This is a genomic window from Desulforamulus aeronauticus DSM 10349 (genome assembly GCF_900142375.1).
Lineage (GTDB): Bacteria > Bacillota > Desulfotomaculia > Desulfotomaculales > Desulfotomaculaceae > Desulfotomaculum > Desulfotomaculum aeronauticum.
This window is the reverse complement of record NZ_FRAR01000004.1, coordinates 1-25,879: the sequence shown is the minus strand read 5'-3', so window position 1 is coordinate 25,879 and position 25,879 is coordinate 1. Positions and strand designations below refer to the sequence as shown.

The window sequence follows — 25,879 nt, the reverse complement described above, 5'->3', positions numbered from 1 at the left end:
CGCCTCCCCAAAAGTAATATTTATTATCTTAACTAGCAGGAAGATAATCGTAAATATCCAATTTAATTAATTATCTATTTAATTGGATATTATAAGGTGGTAATGAATAAATGGATATATCCAAATATCTTATTGAAACCAAAATTGATTCAGCCTCCGAAACACCTCTTTATTTACAGATTGCCAATAGTATTGCGCAAAAAATAATTGACAACACCCTACCAAAGGGAACCAAGCTGCCGCCAGAACGTGAATTATGCAAATTTTTTGGTGTTAGCCGAACGACCGCTATTAATGCCTACCGCTGGTTGGAACAGGAAGAGCTGGTGGCTACCAAAGTGGGAAGTGGCACCTATGTAAAAGAAAACTCGCCGCTTCATAGCGAAACCTTTCAAATACCGTGGTCACAGCTTTTTATTCCTTACCCCCAAACACCCATGACATCGATATTAAAGGAATTGGTTTCTACTCCCTATGCCAGTGAAATAATCTCTCTGGCCACCGGTATGCCAGACCCGTCTTTTTATCCACTGGATATCTTTAACAGCTTATTTAAAAAGTATCTTTGCGCAACAAATCCTGCGGACTTTGGCTATATTCCGACCGAAGGTTATCAACCCTTACGCGAAACCGTGGCCAGTATGCTTTCACAACAAGGAATTGATACGACCCCAGATCGGACGTTAATCATCTCCGGTTCCCAGCAGGGATTGTACTTAACCAGTAAGGTGTTACTGGAACGGGGTGATTATGTTATCGTTCAGTCCCCAACCTATATCGGAGCGATTCAAATCTTTCAGGCTATCGGAGCCCGCATGCTAATCCTACCCGAGGATAATTCATTGAATCTGGATATTCTGGAGGATTACCTCATTCGATACCGGCCCAAATTGTTTTACATTATTTCCACATATAACAACCCTACCGGACAAGTACTTACTGAACAGGAGCGTAGGGATTTATTACGCTTGGCCATGAGACATCGCCTCGTCATCATGGAGGACGACCCTTACAGCCAACTCTATTATGGTGAAAAACCTCCCTTAGCACTAAAATCCTTGGATAACTCTGAAAGTGTCATTTATATGAGTACCTTTTCTAAAACCATTACACCGGGCCTTCGTACTGGCTATCTCACCGGTCACCCTGCCTTAATTAATCGGCTGGCCTTAGAAAAACAGTATGTTGATCTGCATAGCAATAATTTTTCCCAATGGCTATTAAACCTATATCTGAAACAGGGATATTATGAAGAGCACTTAAAATTTACGAGAAGGGAGTATAAAAAAAGAAGGGATGTCCTGGTCAAAACTGTTAGACGCTATCTGGATAAGGAGATTTCTTTTGATGTCCCCGACGGCGGTTTTTACCTTTGGTGCAAAATAAAAAAACCAATTACTTCTGCGAGATTATTGCAGGAAGCAATTAAATGTGGCGTTTTCTTTGTCCCAGGCCAGGCCTTTTATACTGTACCCAGCGAAGAAAGTGAGTTTCGCCTTTGTTTTGTCACCCACCCCGAACCAGTGCTGGTGGAAGGAGTAAAAAGGCTAAGCAAAGCATTTGAGCTCATACACAAAAATAAAGCGACCAAGACCGTCTCAGAAAATCAATTAAACCCAATTGTCTAGCCTATTTGGCCCAAAGCACAGGGTCAGCAATTCCGAATAGAACAAGAGAGGACCCTTCAAATATAAAATGAAAAAGCCGATTTTCCCCATGATCAGGGTAATCGGCTTTTTAACATAGTCTTTTTTAAATTTACACAGATGCCCAGGAAAATTAAAAAATGGCCTATGGGCCTTGGGGCATACTATAACAATAGGTTAAATCATTAGAAAGAAAAAGTCTATTCCTTTTTTAGAATTTCCCTTATATTTTTAATGCTGGCTTCTTAGATATACCAAGCAAAATAAAATTCGGGAGGTTTTAAGGTGGAAAAAATAAAAATTAAAAATTACCCTATGGTAAGTCCGGCTCCAACGGTCCTTGTCGGAGCCGATGTAAAGGGCAAGCCTAACTATGCTACCGTTGGGGCATTTGGTGTGGTGTGCCTGGAACCAGTGTTTTACATCTCATTAAAAAGCACTCATTATACAACCATGGGGGTTAAGGAAACTGGCTACTTTACTATCAATATACCCTCGGCAGATATGGTTCAAATAACAGATTATTGCGGTGTCGTATCGGGCAAAACAACAGACAAGTCCATTATGTTCACTTCGTTTTACGATGAACTTGAAAAAGCGCCCATGATTAGCGAGTGTCCGTTGAATTTTCTTTGTAAGGTCACACAAAGTGTTCCTATTTGTGGCTTTGAAGTGTTCTTTGGGGAAATCGTTTCGACCTACCTAAATAAACAATGCTTAACAGATGACAAGCCTGATCCATTAAAAATTAATCCGATGATTATGATGGGCACCAGTTATTATGATTTAGGCCAGGCTGTGGGAAACGTGTTTAAAGAAGGTATGGAATATAAGAAGTTACAAAATAAATAAGGCATACCTGCTAACTAAGTCTAGCTCTATCAGAAAATGATAGATACACTCCTTTACAAGACTACTTTGTGGTTTATGAGGAAGCTTGCTAAAATTATCCGACCAGTGAAGCCCAAGATATCTATTTCCCTGTTTTTTAGAAAGACAGTTAACCCTGCAGAAATATAATGCAAAATCAAATAGTATACTAAGCAGGATAAAGAACGTCAGCATGGAAGCAATAATCATTAAGAGGGTAATAGCTTAGGAGGTGCTTCATGTCCCATTTACTGAAACCATTACAAGTAGGCTCATTAAAACTGCATAACCGCCTGGTTATGCCACCGATGGCAACTGCTAAAGCGGAACCCGATGGCAAAGTCAGTTCGACCATTCTCGACTACTATAAGGAAAAATCCCAGGGTGGCTATATATCTCTGATCATCGTTGAACATAGTTTTATTCTGCCTGAAGGAAAAGCCAGCAAACAACAGCTATCTGTGGCAGAAGATACAACGGTGGAAGGCTTGCGGAAGTTAGCCGAGGTGATTCAACAAAATGGCTCTCAAGCGGTCATGCAACTTAATCACGCCGGCAGTGCAGCATCTAAGGAGGTCATTGGCACCACGCCGGTTGGTCCTTCGGCAGTTTGTAATCCTCGTCATGGAGGGGAATCGCCACAGGAACTGAGCCAAGGGGAAATTACTGATATTGTGCAAGCTTTTCAGGCTGCTGCCCGCCGTACCAAAGAAGCAGGTTTTGCTGGGGTGGAAATCCATTCTGCCCATGGCTATCTGCTTAATCAGTTTTTTTCGCCGCTGACCAACAAACGGACTGATCAATATGGCGGGGCTATTCATAACCGTATCCGCCTTCATCTAGAGATTATCGAAGCAGTACGCTCGGCTGTGGGGCCAGATTTCCCTCTGCTCTTGAGGTTAGGTGCCTCTGATTACCTGGAGGGCGGCAGCACCCTTGAAGATAGCAAAATCGCCGCCCAGGAATTTGCTAAAGCTGGCGTAAATATTCTAGATATATCCGGTGGTTTCTCCGGCTATGCTGTGCCGACCTTGAGGGGGCAAGGTTATTTCTTCCCATTGACACAAGCCATCAAAAAAGTGGTGACGATTCCGGTTATCCTCACCGGTGGCATTACCGAACCACAGGCAGCCGAGCAACTGCTGGCTGAAGGGAAAGCAGACCTGATTGGCGTGGGTAGAGCGATTCTGAACAATTCAAAGTGGGCCGAGCAGGCCATAGAAAGCCTGCGGAATGGAGGGTAAGTATTGATTGTTTTAAAGTCACCAAGGGAAATTGCCATTATGGGTGATGCCGGAAAAATTGTAGCAGAATGTCATGCCATGCTAGCAGAGAAAATTAAACCTGGAATAACAACCCTGGAGCTAGATCAGCTTACAGAAAAACTCATTCGCAGCAGAGGAGCGATTCCCAGTTTTAAGGGACATCATGGGTTTCCAGCTACTATTTGTGTAGCCATAAATGATGTTATCTGTCATGGTTTTCCTAGTGCAAAAGAGCTTAAAGACGGTGATGTTGTGACTATTGATATAGGCGCACTGTATAAGGGCTATCATGGAGATTCAGCCTGGAGTTATGCCGTAGGAAATGTTTCACCGGAGATTGCAAAGCTTATGCAGGTCACGAAGGAGTGTCTTTTCTTAGGCATAGAGCAGGCCCAGCCTGGAAAACGGATCGGGGACATTGGTCACGCCATCCAAAGCCATGCCGAGAGTCTTAACTATGGTGTTGTGAGGGAATTTTGTGGTCACGGCATCGGCCAAAGCCTCTGGGAAGAACCCCAGATTCCACATTACGGTAGACCCAATAGAGGTACCTTATTAAAGCCGGGCATGACGATCGCCATTGAACCAATGATTACCACTGGTGATTGGCGCGCAAAATTAGCTCCAGATGGCTGGACGGCCAGTACCATTGATGGCTCAATCTGCGTTCAATATGAGCACACCCTTGCCATAACCAAGGACGCCCCTGTAATACTAACTGAATTATAAAAATACATCCCTGGTTATAGAGATGAAATAGGTTGGTCATAGAATGTTATAAACGAAGAGATACTTATTTAAATGGGTATCTCTTCGTTTTTTATTACGCCAGCTTCACAGCCTATTCTTTAGAAAATCTTTAGATTTTCTAAAATCGTTTTTAAGAAAATACCTTTATGATAATTGATACAGCAAACAATTAAAAAACAGACGGTATATTAAAATGGCAGATTTTTAGCAAATCTAGTATGGTTTAGCAAAATTGCCAAAAAGGGGTTAGGTGATGGAGCAGATATCTGTTTTAGTTATTGATGATGAAGCCGAAATTCGCGAGGTTGTCCAGGTCTTCCTAAAAAATGAGGGTTATCGGGTTTTACAGGCTGAGGATGGTCTGCAGGCTCTTGATATGCTAAAACAAGACCGGGTGGATTTGATTATCATGGATGTTATGATGCCCTATTTGGATGGTATGCAAGCCTGTATGAAAATACGTCAAACCTTGCAAATACCCATTATCATGCTTTCTGCTAAAAACGAAGCTATGGATAAAATTATGGGGTTAACCTCAGGGGCCGACGATTATGTCACCAAGCCCTTTAATCCGTTGGAACTGGTGGCTAGGGTTAAAGCTCACCTTAGAAGAAGCAAATTATTAAACCAGGAAACCAAGGAGAATGAAATTGAATTAGGAGATTTGGTGATTCAACCAGACCATCATATGGTAAAGCTAAGGGGCCAGGAAATTTCGTTAACCCCTTTAGAGTTTAAAATACTAGAGTTAATGGCCAGTCATCGTGGGCAAGTGTTTAGTGCGCAGCAAATTTATGAATGCGTCTGGAGGGAAGAGGCCCTGCAATCGGAGAGTACCGTAATGGTACATATCCGAAATATACGGGACAAAATTGAAGCGAATCCAAGGGAGCCTCAGTATATTAAAACGGTATGGGGAGTTGGCTATAAAATTGTCTAATCGGCAAAATATTTCACTACGGTTAAAACTATTGGCCACCTTCGTTTTTTGTTTGATTTTAAGTTTTATTTTTTTCTATTTCCTGGACTACATGACTCGAGATATCCGGGCAGAACACTACACCAGCTATGCATCTAGTAAAAGCGCTGTTAAGGACCAGGCAGAGTGGATAGAGCAGAAGCTCCCACAGATAAATAAGAATCAGCAGCTGTCCTCATTGTTAGATGAAGCAAGCAAGCGGGGAGATGACCTAAGAATCTATTTAACAGACGTTTCCGGCAAGGTTTTGTATCATTCCACCGGGGCCACAGAAGACAGTTTAGATATTCATCGTATCCTGTATGAAACGAAAGAATCTCTCCAAACCCCTGCTCCGGGTAAACACTTCTCGGAGGTTAAACCAATAATAGTGAATGGTAATAACGTATATTTGGTAGTGAAAGGTACTTTATATGCTGAGACAGGTATAAATTACAAATTTAACTACCTGTTCAATAGTACTGTTTTTGTCACTATTTTTTCGCTGCTTTTTTACTGGTTCACCAGAAATAAAATGCAGCAAATTCAAGCTATCAATAACAGTGTCCAGGAAATTGCCAATGGCAATCTGCAAATACGATTACCCTTATGCAGCCAAGATGAGCTTGGCACTCTCTCGCACAATATTAACATCATGGCTCAGCAGTTGCAGGAAAAAATAGCTCAGGAAAGGGCAGTTGAAAAGTCTAAGCTAGACTTAATTACGAATATATCCCACGACTTACGCACACCTCTGACCAGCATCATTGGTTATTTAACTTTACTTACAGAAAAAAATTATCATTACCCTAAAGAAGTAGCCCATTATATTTCCAGCAGCTACAATAAGGCTGGCCAACTAAAAAAATTGATTGATGACCTTTTTGAGTACACATGGCTTACCAGTGGTGAAGTAAAGCTGGCCAAGCAAAACATTGACTTACATCAAATGATGGAACAAATGATTGTTGAATTTGAGCCAATTGCTGAAAAAAATGACGTCACAATAGAATATCAATTGGGTGAGGCACCGGTACCGGTATTGGTTGATCCAGATAAACTAGCACGAACGATGGATAATTTACTGGTCAACGCTTTAAAGTTTAGTGTTAAACCGGGAACCATTAAGGTAACCCTGAGAACAGAAGAGCAAGGAGTGAGTCTTGCTGTAATTAATAAAGGATTGTCCATGACTAAAGAACAGGCAAATCAGGTCTTTGAACGATTTTATAATGGGGCTAACACCCTGGAACAGGGTGTTATGCCCAGGAGTGCCGGATTAGGTTTATCCATTGCTAAGAATATTATAGAACTACATGGTGGAGAGATATGGCTAGAGCATCAAAATGATGATTACCGGTTTTGCATTAAAATACCTCACTAAGTCACTCAAACGAAGGGGACATTCACATGCTAAAAGAACCTGTTTTAACAATCGCAAATCTTAGTAAAAAATATAACGATCATTGGGCTGTACAAGACTTAAATATAACTGTTAACAGAGGGGAAATCTATGGTTTTCTGGGGCGAAACGGGGCTGGTAAAACCACCACTATTCGCATGATCATGGATTTAATTAAGCCAACTAGGGGTGACATTCAACTTTTTGGTGTACCCAAAACAAACTTGGGTAAAGACCTTTTTCGACGTATCGGTGCAACCATTGAATATCCTGGGTTTTATCCTAATTTAACGGCTAAAGAAAACCTGTATTATAATGCAAAAATGTTTGAAATTAAACCGTCACGAATCAACGAAGTACTAAATTTTATGGGATTAACTGCGGCAGCCAACCGGGTTGTTAAAGGATTTTCTTTAGGCATGAAGCAAAGACTTGGACTAGCTAGAGCCCTGTTACACAGCCCCGATTTCCTTATTCTTGATGAACCAACAAACGGCCTCGATCCGGCAGGTATTAAGGAAATTCGTGATATCATCAAAAACTTAAATCGAGAACAGAATATTACTATTTTTGTATCCAGTCATATTTTGTCGGAAGTTGAGCAAATGGCTACCCGGGTGGGTATTATTCACAATGGGACTTTGGCAGAAGAGATTACTTTAGAGGAAATGCATCGGCAAGGACAGAGGTATCTTGAATTGAAGGTCAGTGATCCCCAGATAGCTATTACTGTGATAAAGCAAAATTTAGCGATGCAAAAAATTGATTTATTGGAAAATGGTTATCTTCATGTATATGGGCAACTAGACCAGCCCGCCTTAGTAAATCGCTTACTCTTGGAAGCAGGCCTTGAGGTTTCTCACCTCACCCTGCATCAGGAGACCTTAGAGGACCGCTTTATGAGAATTACCGGAGGTGAAGAATAATGCTGACTGTCATGCGCTTAGAATTTATGAAATGGAAACGCTCCAAGATATTGCTTTCTGCCTTCATTGCAGTGTTGATAGCACCTTTTATTACTCTGCTATCCACTTCCTTAAAAATAAATAATTTGGGACTTCGGGCCGAGTGGGTAGATATTATCGCCCTAGGTATGCAGGTAAACCATTTGTTTGTGTTTCCTCTGACCTTTAGCGCCCTTGCTGCTTTCATTTTTGTTCAGGAATATCAAACCGGGGCGATCATTAATTTGTACACCCTACCTGTAAACCGCAAATCCATTCTAGTAGCCAAGACAGTGACCCTTCTGATAACAATTATGGGATTCATCCTGATATCTCATGTTTTAATCATTTTAACTGGCACTATCTTTCTGAACACCAGTCCTTGGGCTGCCTTTGTACGATATTTTCCCTTAGCTTGCAAAACGGGTCTCATGCAATTTTCTTTAATGCCCATTATTATTTGTATTGGTATATGGACGCGTCATTTTGTGCCACCCTTAATTACAGCGGGAGTTTTTATCATGGTTGCCTTTATTTCAATAGCCATGCCAAGCATTGGACCGTTATTGTTCCCCGCTTTGCCTTATTATGTAATTTTACAAGATATTGACTGGTACCCAACGGGTATTCGTAGCATCTCACATACTTGGGAATTTCTAGTTCCGGCATTTTTCATTTTCTTCATCACGGCATTCGTCATTTCTGAAAAACGGGATATTCAATAAGGAGCAAATCTCCCTAAAAAATGTTGAAACCTACCTTTACCAAAATATTTAATGATTGACTTAGCAGTGGACTTATGCTAATTTATTAAATAACATCATACACCATCGACATTGATGGAGGAAAGTAGATCATTCCCAACCTTCCAGGGAGAAGAAGTCGCGACTGAGAGCTTCTTTATGGTATGGCTGATTGAAGTTCCCTCCGGAGTTGCTGCAGTGAAAGATTGAAGTAGGTGCAGCCGGGGTCCTGCCGTTAAAAGGGAGGAGGTATCGGATGCAAATCCCGTACCGGTAAAAGCGACTACACAAGTAGGGTGGTACAGCGAAATCAAACATTTCGTCCCTTAGAGGATGAAGTGTTTTTTATTTACCGGGGGAGTGCCATCCCGTACTTTTGAGCTGGGCTTGTTAGCCAATTTGGGTGGTACCGCGGAGATAACTCTTCGTCCCTTGTCTAGGGATGAAGAGTTTTTTATTTTTTGGCCCGAAGGGAGGGTTTTATCTTCTTTGAGTTGTTAGCTAGGGATTTGAGGAAAAACAAAAATAATTTTTTGGAGGTACTAAAAATGAAAAAAATACTACTATCTGTCATGTTGATGATGGTTCTTGGGTTAACTGGTTGCGGGGCTAGCGAAGCACCTCAAGACCAAGCGAATGAGAAGGTAAAATTGGGGATTATACAAATTGTCGAGCACCCGTCTTTAGATGCTGCCAGACAGGGCTTTTTAGATCTCCTGAAAGAGCAAGGCTACGCGGAGGGTGACAAGCTAGTGGTGGATTATCAAAATGCGCAGGGGGATCAAGGGAATCTGCAGACCATCGCTCGCAAGTTAGTTCAGGACAAAAATGATTTGTTGTTGGCTGTTGCCACACCTTCGGCCATGATGATGGCCAACGAAACTAAAGATATTCCCATTTTAATTACAGCGGTCACTGACCCAGTCAGTGCCAAATTGGTAAAAAGCATGGATAAACCGGCTACCAATGTTACCGGCACCATTGACATGAACCCAGTCAAGGATCAACTACAACTGATTAAAGATATTGTGCCAAATGTGAAAAGTATTGGTATTATCTATAATGCCAGCGAAATCAATTCCCAGGTACAGGTGGAGGTAGCAGAGCGAGTAGCTCCTGAGCTAGACGTACAGTTAGTAAAGGTTACTGTCACAGCCAGTAGCGAGGTCATGCAGGCAGCTCAATCCCTGGTAGGAAAAGTGAATGCTATCTATCTACCTACCGATAACATGGTGATTTCCTCTTTAGCGGCGGTTCTTAAAGTGGCTGAAGAAAACAAACTGCCGGTGATTGCTGGTGAAAGCGACTCAGTAGCAAAGGGTGCCTTAGCCACCGTCGGTATTGACTATTACCAATTGGGGCGCACCACCGGGAGAATGGCCCTGCGTATTATCAAGGGTGAAAAACCCCAAGAAATGGCCATTCAAAGTCAGGTTGGTTCTGAGCTTACTATCAACCTGCAGGCGGCGGAGCGGATGGGTGTAACTATTCCCGAAGAACTCAAAGCCAAGGCTAAAAAAGTAATTAAGTAGGGTGATAAATATGACAGCGATTGGGCTGGGTGTAATTGAACAGGGTTTCTTGTGGGGTATCATGGTGCTGGGAGTCTACATCACCTTCCGGGTATTGAATTTTCCCGATCTTACTGTGGATGGCAGCTTTACCCTGGGAGCGGCGGTGGCAGCTCGCCTGATTTTTGATGGTCATGATCCCTGGCTAGGGACGCTACTGGCATTGGTTTGTGGCTTGGCGGCAGGTTTGCTGACCGGATTATTAAATACCAAACTGCGCATTGCCCCCTTGTTATCCGGTATCTTAATGATGATCGCCCTCTATTCGGTTAACCTGCGGATTATGGGCAATAAATCTATGCTATCTTTGTTGCGTCTGGACACCCTTTACACCGATTTTGCAGCCATGGGGGTTCCAGGGGAATGGGCCGTGGCCACCTTTGGTTTACTGGCCGTGCTGCTAACCTCAGCCTTAATCTACTTCTTCTTACAAACTGAGGTGGGGCTAGCCCTGCGGGCAACCGGCGATAATGAGCAAATGATCCGCAGCCTGGGGGTCAATACCGACACCAGCAAGATCATGGGCCTAGCGCTGGGTAACGGCCTGGTGGCCCTATCCGGCGCTTTGGTAGCTCAGTATCAAAGCTTCAGCGACGTGGGGATGGGCATTGGCATGATCGTGGTGGGGCTGGCCTCCGTTATCGTGGGTGAGGTGATCTTTGGCAACGGTAGCCTGCGCCGAACCTTGCTGGCAGTAGTAGCCGGTTCGCTGGTTTATCGGGCGGTCATTGCCCTGGTCATGCAAATGGGCTTACCCACCACGGATCTTAAACTTTTCACAGCCCTGTTGGTGGTAGTAGCCATGTCCTCACCGTTGATTAAGGAAAAATTAGTAAGCCGCCAAAAGCAAAGAGGGGGTAATCAAGATGCTGTCGCTCGTTGGAATTAAAAAAACCTTTAACCCAGGCAGTGTCAATGAGCGCCTGGCTCTGTCCGGTGTATCTTTAAAAATGCAGGCCGGAGAAGTGGTTACTGTTATCGGCGGCAATGGTGCAGGCAAATCTACCTTATTAAATAGCATCGCCGGTGTCTACCCGCTGGATGAAGGCCGGATCTGGATCGATCAACAAGAGATACAGCAGATGCCGGAACATGACCGGGCCCCCTTCATCGGGCGGGTCTTCCAAGATCCCCTGCGGGGCACCGCCGCCTCCATGACCATTGAGGAAAATCTAGCGCTGGCCTTGAAACGGGGCCTGCGTCGAAAACTTTGTTGGGGCATTAAAGCCAAGGATCGAGATTTTTATCGGGAACAGCTCAGTAAATTGGGCCTGGGCTTGGAGAATCGACTGACTACCCGGGTGGGCCTACTCTCCGGGGGCCAACGTCAGGCCCTAACCCTCTTAATGGCCACCCTGGTACCGCCCAAAATCCTCTTATTGGATGAGCATACCGCGGCCCTCGACCCCAATACCGCCCAGAAGGTGCTGGAACTCACCGAAAAACTCGTTGCTCAACACAACCTGACCACCCTCATGGTCACCCACAACATGGCCGATGCCCTTCGCCTGGGTAACCGCACCATCATGATGCACGAAGGTCGCATCATCCTAGACCTGCAAGGAGAAAAGCGCCAAACTACCAGCATTCCCGATCTGCTAGAGATGTTCAAAAAGGCCAGCGGCCAATCGATGGTCAACGATAGAATGCTGATGGTAGCGGGTGAGTGACGGGACCCTATAACCTAAATGTAACCTAAATGTATACAGGATTTTTGGGTTTCGAGTATTGCCATCTGCTATTGGAGAGACTATAATAGCAATATCTCAGGGAACAAAGATGTCCCTCAAAAAAAGCCAACGAAGGCCTAGGGTTCGTAGTACGAATCTTAGGCCTTGTTTTTTAAAAAATCACAATGATGTGCTTTTAGGCAAAGGTGCTGGAAACAAGGGAGCAAACATTCTCTTGTTCCCAGCACCTTTGTCTTCGAGAAGCCTTCTGGTAGGGTACCCCCAGTTGACTTCACCATAATTAATTTGGGGAGGAATTCATATGAAAAGTAAACTACTATCGTACCTTACAGTACTGCTTACGATGTTACTGCTTCCTGGTAGAGCCTTTGCCGGGGAGACTTCCACCATTGATACCGGGGATACATCCTTTATCTTGATTTGCGCAGCCATGGTTATGATTATGACACCCGGATTAGCGTTATTTTATGGTGGGATGGTTCGCAAGAAAAATGTACTTAGTACCATTATGCTAAGTTTTATCGTGATGAGTGTTGTATCAATCATCTGGGTCTTATATGGTTATACCCTGGCCTTTAGTCCCAATACCAATGACTTCATCGGTGGTCTGGATTACCTCTTTCTCCAAGGCGTAGGGCAAGAACCCGCCGGTGGCACAATTCCCCATCTACTTTTTATGGTTTTCCAATTAATGTTTGCCCTCATTACAGTTGCCATCATTACTGGTTCCATTGCAGAAAGAATGCGGTTTTCAGCTTTCTTACTCTTTATTGTTATTTGGTCCTCTCTGGTGTATGCTCCCCTCGCTCACTGGGTTTGGGGTGGTGGTTGGCTCATGAAACTTGGTGCCTTAGACTTCGCCGGAGGTACCGTTGTACACATTAGTTCCGGTGTGACTGGCCTGGTGGCAGCCCTGGCAATTGGTAAAAGAAAAGGCTATGGCAGTGAACCGATGCTTCCTCATAACCTACCGATGACTGTTTTAGGGGCAGCGCTGCTTTGGTTTGGCTGGTTTGGCTTTAATGCAGGTAGTACCTTAGCCGCTAACGGTCTGGCAGCCAGTGCCTTTGCAGTAACCCACATTGCGGCCGCTGCCGGAGGTTTAGCCTGGGTCCTTACGGAATGGTTCAGCCACGGTAAACCAACCGTTTTGGGTTGTATTTCCGGTGTGATAGCAGGCTTAGTGGCCATTACTCCAGCAGCCGGTTTTGTATCTGCCATGCCTGCCCTGATCATTGGCTTATTGGTTAGCCCCCTTTGTTATTTTGCAGTGGCCGTGGCTAAAACAAAATTAGGTTACGATGATTCCCTAGATGCTTTCGGAATTCACGGGGTAGGGGGAGCCTTTGGAGCTATTGCTACCGGGCTATTTGCCAGTACATCTGTCAACCCAGCCGGTGCTGACGGACTGTTCTATGGCAACTCCAGCCTACTGGTAAATCAACTAATCGGAGTTGGTGCGACTATCCTCTTTGCTACGTTAGCTACTTTCATCATTTTAAAGGTAATCAGTACTTTCATGAGCCTAAGAGTCTCTGCAGATGACGAAATAATGGGTCTTGATATCTCGGTACACGGGGAAAATGCTTATGCCTATACTGATGATTTTATCGGCTCCTTTGCCAAAGAAACAAAGGTTTCCATCGAGGCCCCTAAGACACTGGTCAAAACTGTTTAGGAGGAAAGAATATGAACAAAATAGAAGCGGTTATCCGTCCCGGTAAATTAGAAGAAGTAAAGGATGCCCTGAATAAACTTGGTATTCATGGCATGACTGTTTCCCAGGTTATCGGTTGCGGCCACCAAAAGGGTCGCACTGAAGTATACCGAGGAGCTGAGTATAGTATTAACCTGTTACCCAAAGTGAAGGTAGAGGTTATTGTCAGAGAACAATGGGTGGATCAATGCATAAAAGCCATCCGGGAAGCTGCCTATAGCGGAGAAATTGGGGATGGAAAAATCTTTATTTACCCGGTAAGTAATGTTGTTCGTATCAGAACAGGCGAGCAGGGGGAGGATGCTGTTTAAATTCCCTATGGAGAACAGAAAAAGTGTTATGTATACAATAAGGAAATCTATTGACTAGCTAAGATGCACTGCCTATAATAAAAGCAAGTAAATAGCAGGACACAGCGCTGTGTCCTATTGTGGCAATGTCGCCCAGAACAGATGTTTATCTGTCTGGGCTTTTTGCGTTTGCGAGGTGACTTTCAGTGGCGAATGCGCGAATTTTGATTGTCGATACAGACTATGCTTCTTTAAAGCACCTAAAATCTTTGTTAACCAAATTAGATTTTATGGTAGTGGGGGAAGTCTGTGACGGTCCCGCTGCTTTAAAACTGGCGCGAACCCGGGAGCCTGACTTGTTAATCATTCATGACAAAATCCCTGGGCTAGGCGGTCTTGAGGTAGCTCGTATTATGTATGAGGATAAAATTGGGCCGATTATTATCACGACGGATTATCTGCAGCAGGAATTGCTAATCAAGGCGAAGGAGGCCCGAGTATCAAGCATTTTGGTTAAACCCCTGGAAGAGTACCACTTGCTGCCTGCCGTGGAACTGGCATTAGGTAATTACCAAGAAATTATTAAGCTGGAAAAGCAGATTAAGGAACTCAAGCACAACATTGAGACCAGGAAATTAGTAGAAAAAGCCAAAGGCATTTTAATGAAAACCAGTCATTTGAATGAAGAAGAGGCTTTTCGTCGAATTCAGAAACAGAGCATGAATAAACGCATGTCGATGCGTGCGGTGGCAGAAGCAATTCTTATGGCGCATGCTATGCAAGATGTTTAACCTAGACCTGACACCTGCATAATTAGGTACGATGCTGTACTGCTAGGGGCAATGGCGCCTTTTATGAAAGGAATGGAATGTTTTCCTTTCATAAAAGGCGCTTGTTATTTTCCGATTAAATTTAGTAAAGAGAAAGGTGGATAAACATGGATACTGCAAGGAAGCAAGAAGTTTTAGAAAAAGCCAGGGAGTCGGGTGTAAAATTTGTTCGTCTGCAATTTACGGACATTTTTGGTGTTCTAAAAAACGTAGCTATTACCGTAGAGCAACTGGGCAAAGCCCTGGATGGAGAAATGATGTTTGATGGTTCATCAATTCATGGCTTCACTCGCATTGAAGAATCGGATATGTACCTGCAACCAGACCCTGCCAGCTTCGTGGTATTTCCCTGGCGTCCCAGAGAAGGGGCTGTGGCCCGTCTGATTTGTGATATTTATAATCCCGATGGCACGCCCTTTCAGGGCGATCCCCGTTATGCCTTAAAAAAGGTTTTAGCGGAGGCCAAGGAAATGGGCTATACCATGAATGTAGGTCCAGAATGCGAATTTTTCCTCTTCCATATTGATAAAGAAGGGCGTCCCACCACGGAAACCCATGACCAAGCTGGCTACTTTGATATGACACCTATTGATATGGGCGAAAATGCCCGACGTTTTATGGTGCTTACGTTGGAGGAAATGGGTTTTGAAATTGAAGCTTCCCACCATGAAGTGGCCCCCGGTCAACACGAGATTGACTTCAAGTATTCCGATGCTCTGGATGTGGCCGATAAAATTATGACCTTTAAATTTGTTGTACGCACCATTGCCCAGCGGCACGGCTTACATGCCAGCTTTATGCCCAAACCGATCTTTGGCATTAACGGTTCTGGTATGCATATGAATCAGTCTTTATTTACTTTGGCTGGTGAAAATGCCTTCTATGACCCCAGCACTCCAGACCAACTTAGTGAAACTGCCAAATACTACATTGGAGGTTTGGTTAAACATGCCCGTTCCTTTGCAGCCTTGACCAACCCTAACGTCAACTCTTACAAACGCCTAGTGCCCGGTTATGAAGCTCCTTGTTATGTAGCTTGGTCCTTAGCCAACCGCAGCTCGTTGATTCGCATTCCAGCTAAACGTGGGTTGTCCACCCGGGTGGAATTACGCAACCCCGACCCATCCTGTAACCCCTACCTGGCCATTGCAGCAGCCTTGAAGGCTGGCCTGGATGGTATTAAGAATAAAATTGCCCCGCCGGAAGTTACTGAACGCAATATTTATCATATGTCTGCAGATGATCGGGACTTGGCAGGGATCGCCAGTCTACCCGCCAGCCTGCAGGAAGCTATCCTGGAACTGCAAGCTAACCCTGTTATCTCCTCGGTGCTGGGCGATCATATCTTAAAAAATTTGGTAGCTGGCAAGCAGGCAGAGTGGGATGATTTTAGAACCGCGGTGCACGATTGGGAAGTCAAGAAATACCTCACCTTGTATTAAAAGAGAGCGTAGCGTTGGCATTGCCAGATTGTCGGCGTAGATTTTACCTACAATTTGCAAACTCGTTCTAACGGGCGAGTTTGCTTTTTTATGCTGTTTAGTATACATAATTCATTTAAAAGGGGTATAGCTTTTTGCTATTCTGCTCTATATAATTAAAAATAAATCAAACAGCACAATGATGTGCTGAACTAATGGCAATGAAGCCTGCAACAGATAATCTGTTACGTTTATCTGTTTGTGGGCTTTTTTTATTTTTCTTTCGTGTCAGAAATAGGAGGTAATGAAAGATGACTATGATGTCTCCCACAAACTATGGATTACCCCCCAAGCAAGGACTATACGACCCCAGCTTTGAACATGATGCCTGTGGTATTGGCTTTGTCGCCAACATCAAAGGAAAAAAATCCAATGATATTTTACACAAAGCTCTCACCATTTTGGTTAATCTGGATCACCGTGGCGGGCAAGGAGCAGAAACCAATACAGGTGACGGTGCGGGCATTCTGATGCAGCTACCGCATAGCTTCCTGGCCAAAGAGTGTGCCCGGTTAAATATCAAGCTGCCGCCGGCAGAACAGTATGGCGTAGGCATGTTGTTTTTACCCCAGTCTCCCACGAAACGTCAAGAATGCCAGCAAACAATAACACGGATCATTGAAGAAGAAGGCCAAACCCTGCTGGGTTGGCGAGATGTGCCTGTGGATGACTCACTGCTAGGCGAAACAGCAAAACTAGCCCAACCTTCCATCGTGCAAGTTTTTATCGGGGCCCAGGGCCAAATGCAGCACCTTGATTTTGAACGTAAACTTTATATTATTAGAAAACGGGCTGAAAAAGAGATGCAACCTTTACTGCTGCCAACTGGCGAAACCTTTTACATTGCCAGCCTATCTGCCAGAACCATTGTCTATAAAGGAATGCTCACGCCGGAGCAGTTAGATCAATTTTATCTTGATTTACAAGACCCTACTTTAGAAATTGCCTTGGCTCTCGTTCATTCTCGGTTTAGCACCAATACCTTTCCCAGTTGGGAAAGGGCTCACCCCTACCGTTATATCATTCACAATGGTGAATTCAATACCTTACGGGGCAATGTCAATTGGATGCGTGCCCGTCAGGCCCTGTGTAGCTCGCCCTTGTTTGGGGAGGATATGAAGAAAATTCTACCGGTGATTGATCAACAAGGCAGTGATTCCGGTATGTTTGACAACTGCCTGGAGTTTTTTTATCTGTCAGGTCGGTCACTGCCCCAGGCAGTTATGATGATGATTCCCGAGCCCTGGGATCATCACGAAAGTATGAGTGATGCTAAGAAAGCTTTTTATGAATTTCACAGTTGTTTGATGGAACCCTGGGACGGCCCGGCCGCCATTGCCTTTACGGACGGCAAAATCATCGGCGCCTCCCTGGATCGCAACGGACTTAGGCCTTCCCGTTATTATGTAACCAAAGACGATTTAATTATCCTAGCCTCAGAAGTTGGTGTACTGGATATCAATCCGGCGAATATTGCCTATAAGAAACGCTTACAGCCAGGTCGCATGTTGCTGGTGGACACAGCAGAGGGCCGCATTGTTACGGATAAAGAATTAAAGGAAAGTATCGCCGGACAACAACCCTACCGCCAGTGGATTAATGATTATCTGGTGAACCTAGACGATCTGCCGGAATCCCCGGTGGAAAAAAGCTGGGCACCGGAAAAGCTTTTGCAACAGCAGCAAGCCTTTGGTTATACCCATGAGGATCTGATGAAAATCCTAGTTCCCATGGCTAGTAGTGCCGTTGACCCGGTGGGGGCCATGGGTCATGATGCCTCGTTGGCTGTTTTGTCTGAAAAACCGCAACTGTTATATAACTATTTCAAACAATTGTTCGCCCAGGTTACCAATCCACCGATTGATGCGATCAGAGAAGAACTCATTACAGCCATCGGCGTCACCCTTGGTTCAGAAAAAAATCTAATTGAGCCGAAACCAGACAGTTGCCGGAGAATCAAACTAACATCACCCTTGCTCAGCAATGAAGAACTGAGCCGGCTGAAGGGGCTCCACCGTGAAGGTTTGCAAGCAGCGACACTCTCTATGCTGTATCCAGTAGAGGCAGGCTGCCAAGGCTTGGCGAAAGCTTTACAGGAGCTCTTTCAAGCAGCAGACCTTGCCATCAGAGAGGGAGCCAATCTATTGATTTTATCCGATCGGGACATCAACGCGGCAAACGCTGCCCTGCCAGCCCTGTTGGCTGTTGCGGGGCTGCACCACCACTTGATCCGAGAGGGGACCCGTACCCAGGTAAGCCTAATCCTGGAATCCGGCGAACCCCGGGAAGTGCACCATTTTGCTGTTTTACTGGGCTATGGTGTCAGTGCCATCAACCCCTATCTGGCATTGGCGACCCTCCATAGCTTGATTGACCAGGGCTACCTGACCGAAGTAAGCCACCGAGAAGCAGTGAAGAACTACCTTAAGGCTGCCACTAAGGGCGTCGTTAAGATCATGTCGAAAATGGGTATTTCCACGATCCAAAGTTACTGCGGGGCTCAAATATTCGAGGCCATTGGCATCCATCCAGCCGTTATTGAGCAATATTTTACCTGGACACCTTCCCGTATTGGAGGTCTTGACTTGGCCGCCATCGCCCAGGAAACAGGCCTACGTCACCAGCGAGCCTATTCAGAGCAAGCGGGTCATGACACGACCCTGGATGCCGGATCTTCTCACCAATGGCGTTATAACGGCGAAGAGCATCTATATAATCCACAAAGCATTCACTACTTACAACAGGCTTGCTGGAACAACGACTATGCTACCTTTAAAAAATATTCCGCACTGATTAATGAGGCAGGGAAAAGCTGCACCTTACGTGGCCTATTTGCCTTTACAACAAACAGAAAACCGATACCCCTTGATGAAGTGGAATCTGTGGAGGCTATTTGTCGCCGTTTTAAAACAGGGGCTATGTCTTACGGTTCTATCAGTAAAGAGGCCCATGAATGTCTAGCCATTGCCATGAACCGGCTTGGGGGCAAAAGTAATACCGGTGAAGGAGGGGAAGATCCGTCCCGCTTTCTGCCGGATGCTAACGGTGACTCCCGGCGCAGTGCCATTAAACAGGTAGCTTCTGGACGGTTTGGCGTAACAAGCCACTATTTAGTAAATGCAGATGAAATTCAAATTAAAATGGCCCAAGGTGCTAAACCCGGTGAAGGGGGGCAACTGCCTGGTAAAAAAGTCTACCCTTGGATTGCCGAAGTACGGGGAACTACGGCGGGTGTTGGACTTATCTCACCCCCACCACACCACGATATTTATTCCATCGAAGACTTGGCCGAATTAATTCATGATCTAAAAAATGCCAACCCCAGAGCCAAAATTACCGTGAAATTGGTTTCGGAGATAGGGGTAGGTACCATTGCTGCAGGGGTTGCCAAAGGGCGGGCCGACGGAGTATTGATTAGCGGTTATGATGGCGGCACGGGTGCATCCCCAAGAACCAGCATTAAGCATGCCGGTTTACCCTGGGAATTAGGCTTAGCGGAAACCCACCAAACCCTGTTGCTGAATAATTTGCGGGACAGAATCGTGGTTGAGACCGATGGTAAATTGATGACTGGTCGAGATGTGGTCATTGCCACCCTGCTGGGTGCGGAGGAGTACGGTTTCGCCACAGCACCTCTGGTTACTCTTGGCTGCGTGATGATGCGTATCTGTAATCTGGATACTTGCCCCGTGGGTGTGGCCACCCAAAACCCGGAACTTCGTAAAAATTTCAAAGGGAAACCAGAGTATGTGGTAAACCTAATGCATTTTATTGCTCAGGAAATGCGAGAAATTATGGCCCAGTTAGGCTTCCGAACCATTCACGAAATGATTGGACAAACGAACGTCCTGGAAGTAGAGACTGCTGCCGGCCACTGGAAAAGAAAAGGTTTGGATTTGTCTGTATTGCTTCACCAACCGGTTGTAGCGGAGAATGTTAGTCGCTACCAATGTGTGCCCCAGGACCACAGGCTAGAACAGTCCCTGGATAGTCAGTTATTGCTTACGCTCTGCCAACCTGCCCTGGAACAAGGCCAAAGGGTGGAGGCCAAAGTACCCATTCGTAATGTCAACCGGGTGGTTGGTACCCTGTTAGGTAGTGAAGTATCCAGACGTTACGGAGCAGCAGGATTGCCAGAGGATACGATTCAGATAACCTTTGAGGGCACCGCGGGACAAAGTTTTGCAGCCTTTGTACCCAAGGGGCTGACCCTAAACCTGGTCGGCGATGCCAATGATTATCTCGGGAAAGGGCTATCCGGTGGCAAGGTAATTGTTTCACCCCCTGCTACCGCTACCTTTGTGCCCGAAGAAAATATTATCGTTGGTAACGTGGCATTCTATGGGGCCACTGATGGCGAAGCCTATATCCGGGGCATCGCCGGAGAAAGGTTCTGCGTCAGAAATAGTGGCGTCCAGGCGGTTGTGGAAGGAGTGGGCGACCACGGCTGCGAGTACATGACCGGAGGGCGAGTCGTGGTATTAGGTAGCACTGGCCGAAACTTTGCTGCAGGCATGTCCGGTGGTATCGCCTATGTGTTAGACGAAGACGGTACTTTTCCCAGCCGCTGCAACAAAGACATGGTTCTTTTAGAAAGGTTGGCAAACCCTGAAGAGATGAAAGCTGTGCAAAGTCTCATTGAGCGGCATTTACAATATACGCAAAGCACATTGGCCAAGCGAGTGTTAAATAATTGGCAAAGCCTACTGCCTAATTTTGTCAGAGTTATTCCTATGGATTACAAACGCATCACGGAAACCATGGAACTTAGAAAATAAGTAGGCAATGTCTCGAGACAGTGGTTAGGAGGGTACATCATGGGTAAACCTAGCGGATTTATGGAATACAACAGGGAAGTCGCCACAGAGCGTATTCCCTTAGAGCGAATCAAGGATTGGCAAGCATTTTATGATCACTTGCCTGAAGCAAAACTAGAAACTCAGGCAGCACGCTGCATGGACTGTGGAACACCCTTTTGTCATAACGGCTGTCCCAACCATAACCTGCCACTGGAGTGGAACGATCTAGTTTATCGGGGTTTATGGCGGGAAGCTTACAATCGACTAAGCAAAACCAATAATTTTCCTGAGTTTACTGGTCGGGTTTGTCCAGCCCTTTGCGAAGGTGCTTGTACAACAGGGCTGATTGATACAGCGGTAAGCATTAAAGGCATTGAATGCGCGATTATCGAAAAAGCCTTTGCCGAGGGCTGGGTGATGGCTCAGCCTCCTGCCAAACGCACCGGCAAAAAGGTTGCTGTGGTAGGCTCCGGTCCAGCCGGCCTAGCCTGTGCAGCCCAACTCAATAAGGCCGGACATTGGGTTACTGTTTTTGAAAGGGCTGATCGAGTCGGCGGGTTATTAGTGTATGGTATCCCTAATATGAAGCTGGAAAAGCAATACGTGCAAAGACGAGTCGATCTGCTGGTGGCAGAAGGGGTTCAGTTTGTCACCAAGACAGAAGTAGGGAAGGATTATCCTGCTGCTCAATTGCTTAATGAATTTAATGCAGTTGTTCTATGTGGGGGTGCCACCAAACCACGTCAATTATCAGTGGAAGGTAACCAGCTTCAGGGTATTCACTACGCCGTGGAATTTCTCGGAGCAAATACCAAGAGTTTGCTCAATTCCAATCACACCGACGGATGTTTTATTTCTGCCGCAGGAAAGGATGTACTCGTTATTGGTGGTGGTGACACCGGCACAGACTGTGTTGGCACGGCATTACGTCATGGCTGTCGGAGTGTTGTCCAATTGGAGATCATGCCCCAACTCCCATTGCAAAGGGGAGCCAATAACCCTTGGCCAGAATACCCTAGAATACACAAAGTTGATTACGGTCAGCAAGAAGCTATCGCCGTGCAGGGAAGTGACCCGCGGCAATATTGCAGCATGACAAAAAGAATGGTTGGTGATGCACAGGGGCAAGTTAAAGAGGTGCATACGGTTCAGATTGAATGGGTCAAGAATGCTCAAGATCGTTTAGAACCCAAGGAAGTTATCGGATCTGAGAAAGTCTGGCCTGCTAATTTAGTGTTGATAGCTATGGGCTTTAGCGGCCCGGAAGATCAATTACTTGATCAAATGGGTGTAGCTCGGGATGAACGCAGTAACGTTCAGGCTGCCTATGGCCAATTTACCACCAATTTACCGGGTGTTTTTGCTGCTGGGGATATGCGCCGGGGACAAAGTCTGGTGATCTGGGCGATTAACGAGGGTCGTGGCGCGGCGCGGGAATGTGATCGTTATTTAATGGGTAGCACCAATCTTTCTTAGTCCATTAGCATATAAAAAATAGGACTGTTGCACAATCAACCGATGTTGTGTCCTAGGGGCAACCTGAGGTCGTTCATTATTTTGATACAGCAGTGTAGCCCTGCGGGTAGTTCATTCGGACGAATGAAGTTCGCCCCTGCTATTAGAAAAACTTGGCTTGCGCCAAGTCTTTAGACGCCGGCGGAAGCCAAGTTTGCCCTTATGCATGTCGGAAAGTTTTATACTTTCCGATATGCCAAAAAAGGGGTGTTGCAAAAAAGTAGTTTTGCAACACCCCTTTGGGATGTATGGTTGGCGTGGTTTACTTACGACTAGCAGCAGCCACCATTCGTACCTAAGAGGAGCAAAATAAGGATTAAGAAGATAATAAACGTAGGATCAAAAAAACCTCCACCACAACCACAGCCGCCGCCTCCGCCACAACTGCTTTTAACTCCGTCTCCCATGGGTAATCCTCCTTTGCTTATAGATTAGTACAGTATATGGGTGAGCTGATGAGGTGTTACAGTAACGAATTTTTTCCTATTGAAGCTAGGTCTTGAAGAATGAAAAATAACTAACCATTTATTTATGATTAGTTATTTTGGTGAGTATCGTTGTTAGGGGGTTCACTTACGACTATGCTCTGCAGCAACCACCACTGGGTGTACCTAAAAGGAGTAGAATAAGAATTAAAAAGATAATAAACGCAGGATCAGAACATCCTCCAAAACCGACGCCTCCAAAACCGAATCCCATGTATATTCCTCCTTTGCTTTATGATAATACATTATATGGAAAAACAACGTAGTTGTTACATTGCTGCATTCTTTTTTGTGTTTTTTGTCTTACCAATGGGTTCAAAAAATAACTAACCATAAATAAATGGTTAGTTATTTTTTGAGTATTACTGGACAGATTTTAATCCAATTCTACTTATTGATTTGCACTAAAAAATCCACCATTCGGCATACCTAAGAGTAGTAGAATAAGGATTAAAAAGATAATAAATGCAGGATCAAATCCACCACATCCGCAACCGTCATTGCAGCCGCCGCCACATCCGCCATTAATTCCAAATCCCATGAGTATATCCTCCTTTGCTTTTAGATTAATACATTCTATGGAAATCCAGTTTAGGTGTTACAATATTAAAATAGTAATTTTTAATTTTTGACTATCTCCAAGAATCCTGAAGACGGGCAAAGCAGCACTGATTTACAACAAGATTGCCCACCTACATGAGCAGACCTCAACTAACAAGAAGGACCACTGCCAATTGCAAAAACCCTGCTAACCAGTCAAGGGGGCAAGGGAAGCCCATTTATTAGTAAACTCGTAAACACATAACAAAAAGCTACTAGAAACCCGATAAAAAGGGATTCTAGTAGCTTTATTTTTTAGAGAAATTTGGATTGGTTATACCTTTCGGGGTGTGTGCCGGCTTAAGTAGTTACATAACCAGCTTCCCACAGCATGTTCTGAGCTTGCTGTACAGAAAAGCCCCGATTTTTTTCAGTTTGGGATGCTGTATCCCGTGGATTGGCCCCGTATTCAGCATAAAGTTGATTAACACCAGCTAATAGAGTCATTTGAGTGACCTCATGGGCATTCATAGCCCTCTTAGGACGGGTAACAAGTCTCGCTACTGCAGCAATTTTGCTTAATTCTATGGCAGTAATTTGCCCTTTATCATATAAGGGTGTTCCCTTTACAGGGATACGTCGCATAACTGCCATAACCTTAACATGATAATCCCTTGCTCTAATCATTTCTGTCACTAATTCCTCATAGGAATGCTCAGGACCAATGGGTTCAACACAATAGTATAATTCCAAACCGGCATCACGAATAGCGTTAAGGGTATTTATTCTAATTTCAGGCCTTATCGTAGTATCAATGCCTTCTCTTAATCGATGAATATGATAAGCCCCAGTAAATCCAATTTCCTTGAGCTTCTTAGCTGTTTCATAATTAAAATCGCCTATATTAGCAACAAATCTAATATGGTCAGGCAAATTCTTTCTTACAGTTTTAGCAATATCCATAAAGGCATTAACTGGATAATCTGCTGTGGTCATTAAGAAAAAATCATGAATGTTATTGGCAACCAATAACTCTAATTCTGATAGTATTTCATCGATCTTTTTCCTTCCTGTAACCGGTAAGGTGTAATGGCCTTGTCCCATTGAACAAAAACGGCAATTAATGGAACAGGGCTCTGCATTGATACCTATTTGGGCAAAAATCAAACCTTGATTATTGTACTCAGTACGGGATAGGTAATTTGCAGTGGATAACAGTTTGTAAAAATCATCATGCCGGCAATCAATATTTAACAGACTGATCGCGTCATCTTTGTTTACGATTTCACCACTTTTTATTGATGCTAATAAATCAGAAATTGACATACTATTCCTCCTTAGCAGATTACTCTATGAATTCCCTAGATTTTTCAATCCCCTTTACCACGCTTGGTATGAGCACATGCCTTATGTACATCTTCCAACAACATTCCGATGGCTTTGCGGTATTCTTCCAAGGTACTCAGCCAACGGGAGAGGCATTCTTCTCCCACATTGGTCAGATGGTAAAATCGTTTTGCCGGTCCTGTGTTATCCAAAGACCAAGAGGACACAACTAATCCCCGTTGTTCCATTGCTTTAAGGGAGCGATAAACACCGGTTCCATCTGGTTTATTTCCTTTGAACATAGGTGAATCTGCAATTCGCTGAACAATTTTATAGCCATATAGGTCTTCCTGAGCCAGATTCATCAAAATCATTGGCTGAATTAATCTGTCAAGGTTACTTCCCGAACAAGGGCACTTGTCAAAATCTAACATAAGATATTCTCCTATAACAGATATAGTCTGATACTAATATCTTTAGTATGATTTACCTTATTTGGATTGTCAAGAAAAACTCATTAATTGGTTTTAAGAAACTGGATGTGTCGTGGTTTTCAGAAAACAAAACACTTATGAGATATAAAATATTTTTAATGAGTAATCTTAAAAATTTTTGTAAGAGTGTAACCTATTGCGCCACTCCCCCGTAATATGGAAAAAATACCATTAATTAAGCGGGGAGGTTACGATTCACTTTGTGCAATAATAGGTGGTTTGATAAAAAAAATAAATGTACTAAACCATGCGATACTGATTACTATGGATGGGATAATTGCGATCATTGTAATGACCACGATGACTGCAATGATTTTGACGACTGTACTGGCTGGGATGACTGCTGTGATTTTGATGATTGCTGTGACTGTCTAATTGGGCCTACCGGCCCAAGAGGCCCAAGAGGTGCTACTGGTCCCACCGGACCCACTGGCCCAAGAGGTGCTACCGGTCCCACCGGACCCACTGGCCCAAGGGGTGCTACCGGACCTATCGGTGCCACTGGTCCTACTGGACCTATTGGCCCAACTGGACCTACCGGAGCAATCGGACCCACCGGTCC

21 protein-coding genes, 1 pseudogene and 1 other annotated feature are annotated in these 25,879 nt (G+C 44.6%); of the genes and pseudogenes, 18 read left to right on the top strand and 4 right to left on the bottom strand.

Annotated features, from left to right (window positions below; translation table 11 throughout):
• Positions 1 to 110: 110 nt before the first annotated feature.
• The 17 genes from pdxR (at position 111) to BUA78_RS00040 (ending at position 22,433) form a co-directional block, all read left to right on the top strand.
• Positions 111 to 1,628, top strand: a complete 1,518-nt coding sequence (gene pdxR / locus BUA78_RS00120; RefSeq protein ID WP_072910252.1) for a MocR-like pyridoxine biosynthesis transcription factor PdxR — start codon at positions 111 to 113, stop codon at positions 1,626 to 1,628.
• 303 nt (positions 1,629 to 1,931) lie between these two features.
• Positions 1,932 to 2,498 (top strand): flavin reductase family protein, encoded by a 567-nt coding sequence (locus BUA78_RS00115; RefSeq protein ID WP_072910251.1) that lies wholly within the window; start codon positions 1,932 to 1,934, stop codon positions 2,496 to 2,498.
• Between the two features lie 257 nt (positions 2,499 to 2,755).
• The gene (locus BUA78_RS00110) at positions 2,756 to 3,760 is read left to right on the top strand and encodes an oxidoreductase (protein WP_072910250.1); all 1,005 of its coding nucleotides are present in this window, start codon (positions 2,756 to 2,758) and stop codon (positions 3,758 to 3,760) included.
• Between the two features lie 3 nt (positions 3,761 to 3,763).
• Complete coding sequence (gene map / locus BUA78_RS00105) at positions 3,764 to 4,510, top strand: type I methionyl aminopeptidase (RefSeq protein ID WP_072910249.1); 747 nt, start codon at positions 3,764 to 3,766, stop codon at positions 4,508 to 4,510.
• Between the two features lie 274 nt (positions 4,511 to 4,784).
• The gene (locus BUA78_RS00100) at positions 4,785 to 5,471 is read left to right on the top strand and encodes a response regulator transcription factor (RefSeq protein ID WP_072910248.1); all 687 of its coding nucleotides are present in this window, start codon (positions 4,785 to 4,787) and stop codon (positions 5,469 to 5,471) included.
• On the top strand, positions 5,464 to 6,873 hold the full coding sequence (locus BUA78_RS00095) for a sensor histidine kinase (RefSeq protein WP_072910247.1): 1,410 nt from the start codon (positions 5,464 to 5,466) through the stop codon (positions 6,871 to 6,873). Before BUA78_RS00100 ends, BUA78_RS00095 begins: the two co-directional genes overlap by 8 nt.
• 26 nt (positions 6,874 to 6,899) lie before the next feature.
• Complete coding sequence (locus BUA78_RS00090; RefSeq protein ID WP_072910246.1) at positions 6,900 to 7,817, top strand: ABC transporter ATP-binding protein; 918 nt, start codon at positions 6,900 to 6,902, stop codon at positions 7,815 to 7,817.
• A complete protein-coding gene (locus BUA78_RS00085; protein WP_072910245.1) occupies positions 7,817 to 8,560 on the top strand; it encodes an ABC transporter permease in 744 nt (247 codons plus the stop codon). Before BUA78_RS00090 ends, BUA78_RS00085 begins: the two co-directional genes overlap by 1 nt.
• A gap of 102 nt (positions 8,561 to 8,662) precedes the next feature.
• Positions 8,663 to 8,908: a binding site (T-box leader), on the top strand.
• A 218-nt stretch (positions 8,909 to 9,126) separates the two neighbouring features.
• Positions 9,127 to 10,110 carry an ABC transporter substrate-binding protein gene (locus BUA78_RS00080; RefSeq protein ID WP_072910467.1) on the top strand — a complete coding sequence of 328 codons (984 nt, stop codon included), beginning with the start codon at positions 9,127 to 9,129 and terminating at the stop codon, positions 10,108 to 10,110.
• Between the two features lie 10 nt (positions 10,111 to 10,120).
• A complete protein-coding gene (locus BUA78_RS00075) occupies positions 10,121 to 11,038 on the top strand; it encodes an ABC transporter permease (RefSeq protein WP_072910244.1) in 918 nt (305 codons plus the stop codon).
• Positions 11,016 to 11,819 carry an ABC transporter ATP-binding protein gene (locus BUA78_RS00070; protein WP_072910243.1) on the top strand — a complete coding sequence of 268 codons (804 nt, stop codon included), beginning with the start codon at positions 11,016 to 11,018 and terminating at the stop codon, positions 11,817 to 11,819. The genes BUA78_RS00075 and BUA78_RS00070 overlap by 23 nt, the downstream gene beginning before the upstream one ends.
• 322 nt (positions 11,820 to 12,141) lie before the next feature.
• Complete coding sequence (locus tag BUA78_RS00065; RefSeq protein WP_072910242.1) at positions 12,142 to 13,518, top strand: ammonium transporter; 1,377 nt, start codon at positions 12,142 to 12,144, stop codon at positions 13,516 to 13,518.
• A gap of 11 nt (positions 13,519 to 13,529) precedes the next feature.
• Positions 13,530 to 13,868 carry a P-II family nitrogen regulator gene (locus BUA78_RS00060; protein WP_072910241.1) on the top strand — a complete coding sequence of 113 codons (339 nt, stop codon included), beginning with the start codon at positions 13,530 to 13,532 and terminating at the stop codon, positions 13,866 to 13,868.
• Positions 13,869 to 14,053: 185 nt separating this feature from the next.
• Positions 14,054 to 14,638: an ANTAR domain-containing response regulator gene (locus BUA78_RS00055; protein WP_072910240.1), complete on the top strand. Its 585-nt coding sequence runs from the start codon at positions 14,054 to 14,056 to the stop codon at positions 14,636 to 14,638.
• 146 nt (positions 14,639 to 14,784) lie between these two features.
• Positions 14,785 to 16,119 (top strand): type I glutamate--ammonia ligase, encoded by a 1,335-nt coding sequence (gene glnA / locus BUA78_RS00050; RefSeq protein WP_072910239.1) that lies wholly within the window; start codon positions 14,785 to 14,787, stop codon positions 16,117 to 16,119.
• A 290-nt stretch (positions 16,120 to 16,409) separates the two neighbouring features.
• Positions 16,410 to 20,936: a glutamate synthase large subunit gene (gene gltB, locus BUA78_RS00045; RefSeq protein ID WP_072910238.1), complete on the top strand. Its 4,527-nt coding sequence runs from the start codon at positions 16,410 to 16,412 to the stop codon at positions 20,934 to 20,936.
• Positions 20,937 to 20,975: 39 nt separating this feature from the next.
• Complete coding sequence (locus tag BUA78_RS00040) at positions 20,976 to 22,433, top strand: glutamate synthase subunit beta (protein WP_072910237.1); 1,458 nt, start codon at positions 20,976 to 20,978, stop codon at positions 22,431 to 22,433.
• 311 nt (positions 22,434 to 22,744) lie between these two features.
• Here BUA78_RS00040 and BUA78_RS20775 read toward each other — a convergent pair whose 3' ends face one another.
• The 4 genes from BUA78_RS20775 to BUA78_RS00030 form a co-directional block, all read right to left on the bottom strand.
• Entirely contained in the window at positions 22,745 to 22,879 is a 135-nt protein-coding gene (locus tag BUA78_RS20775; RefSeq protein WP_274377359.1) for a hypothetical protein, read from the bottom strand.
• Positions 22,880 to 23,348: 469 nt separating this feature from the next.
• Positions 23,349 to 23,498 carry a sporulation protein YjcZ gene (locus BUA78_RS19810; RefSeq protein ID WP_139257204.1) on the bottom strand — a complete coding sequence of 50 codons (150 nt, stop codon included), beginning with the start codon at positions 23,496 to 23,498 and terminating at the stop codon, positions 23,349 to 23,351.
• Between the two features lie 359 nt (positions 23,499 to 23,857).
• Positions 23,858 to 24,823 (bottom strand): biotin synthase BioB, encoded by a 966-nt coding sequence (locus BUA78_RS00035; protein ID WP_072910236.1) that lies wholly within the window; start codon positions 24,821 to 24,823, stop codon positions 23,858 to 23,860.
• A 44-nt stretch (positions 24,824 to 24,867) separates the two neighbouring features.
• On the bottom strand, positions 24,868 to 25,257 hold the full coding sequence (locus BUA78_RS00030) for a PadR family transcriptional regulator (RefSeq protein ID WP_072910235.1): 390 nt from the start codon (positions 25,255 to 25,257) through the stop codon (positions 24,868 to 24,870).
• Positions 25,258 to 25,517: 260 nt separating this feature from the next.
• Here BUA78_RS00030 and BUA78_RS20020 point away from each other — a divergent pair.
• A pseudogene (locus tag BUA78_RS20020) lies at positions 25,518 to 25,879 on the top strand (collagen-like protein); the annotation flags it as partial.

Coding starts and splice junctions, on each gene's coding strand:
- pdxR (WP_072910252.1), top strand. CDS start 111: ATGGATATATCCAAATATCTTATTGAAACCAAAATTGATTCAGCCTCC.
- BUA78_RS00110 (WP_072910250.1), top strand. CDS start 2,756: ATGTCCCATTTACTGAAACCATTACAAGTAGGCTCATTAAAACTGCAT.
- BUA78_RS00100 (WP_072910248.1), top strand. CDS start 4,785: ATGGAGCAGATATCTGTTTTAGTTATTGATGATGAAGCCGAAATTCGC.
- BUA78_RS00090 (WP_072910246.1), top strand. CDS start 6,900: ATGCTAAAAGAACCTGTTTTAACAATCGCAAATCTTAGTAAAAAATAT.
- BUA78_RS00085 (WP_072910245.1), top strand. CDS start 7,817: ATGCTGACTGTCATGCGCTTAGAATTTATGAAATGGAAACGCTCCAAG.
- BUA78_RS00080 (WP_072910467.1), top strand. CDS start 9,127: ATGAAAAAAATACTACTATCTGTCATGTTGATGATGGTTCTTGGGTTA.
- BUA78_RS00075 (WP_072910244.1), top strand. CDS start 10,121: ATGACAGCGATTGGGCTGGGTGTAATTGAACAGGGTTTCTTGTGGGGT.
- BUA78_RS00070 (WP_072910243.1), top strand. CDS start 11,016: ATGCTGTCGCTCGTTGGAATTAAAAAAACCTTTAACCCAGGCAGTGTC.
- BUA78_RS00065 (WP_072910242.1), top strand. CDS start 12,142: ATGAAAAGTAAACTACTATCGTACCTTACAGTACTGCTTACGATGTTA.
- BUA78_RS00060 (WP_072910241.1), top strand. CDS start 13,530: ATGAACAAAATAGAAGCGGTTATCCGTCCCGGTAAATTAGAAGAAGTA.
- glnA (WP_072910239.1), top strand. CDS start 14,785: ATGGATACTGCAAGGAAGCAAGAAGTTTTAGAAAAAGCCAGGGAGTCG.
- gltB (WP_072910238.1), top strand. CDS start 16,410: ATGACTATGATGTCTCCCACAAACTATGGATTACCCCCCAAGCAAGGA.
- BUA78_RS00040 (WP_072910237.1), top strand. CDS start 20,976: ATGGGTAAACCTAGCGGATTTATGGAATACAACAGGGAAGTCGCCACA.
- BUA78_RS20775 (WP_274377359.1), bottom strand. CDS start 22,879: ATGGGAGACGGAGTTAAAAGCAGTTGTGGCGGAGGCGGCGGCTGTGGT.
- BUA78_RS19810 (WP_139257204.1), bottom strand. CDS start 23,498: ATGGGATTTGGAATTAATGGCGGATGTGGCGGCGGCTGCAATGACGGT.
- BUA78_RS00035 (WP_072910236.1), bottom strand. CDS start 24,823: ATGTCAATTTCTGATTTATTAGCATCAATAAAAAGTGGTGAAATCGTA.
- BUA78_RS00030 (WP_072910235.1), bottom strand. CDS start 25,257: ATGTTAGATTTTGACAAGTGCCCTTGTTCGGGAAGTAACCTTGACAGA.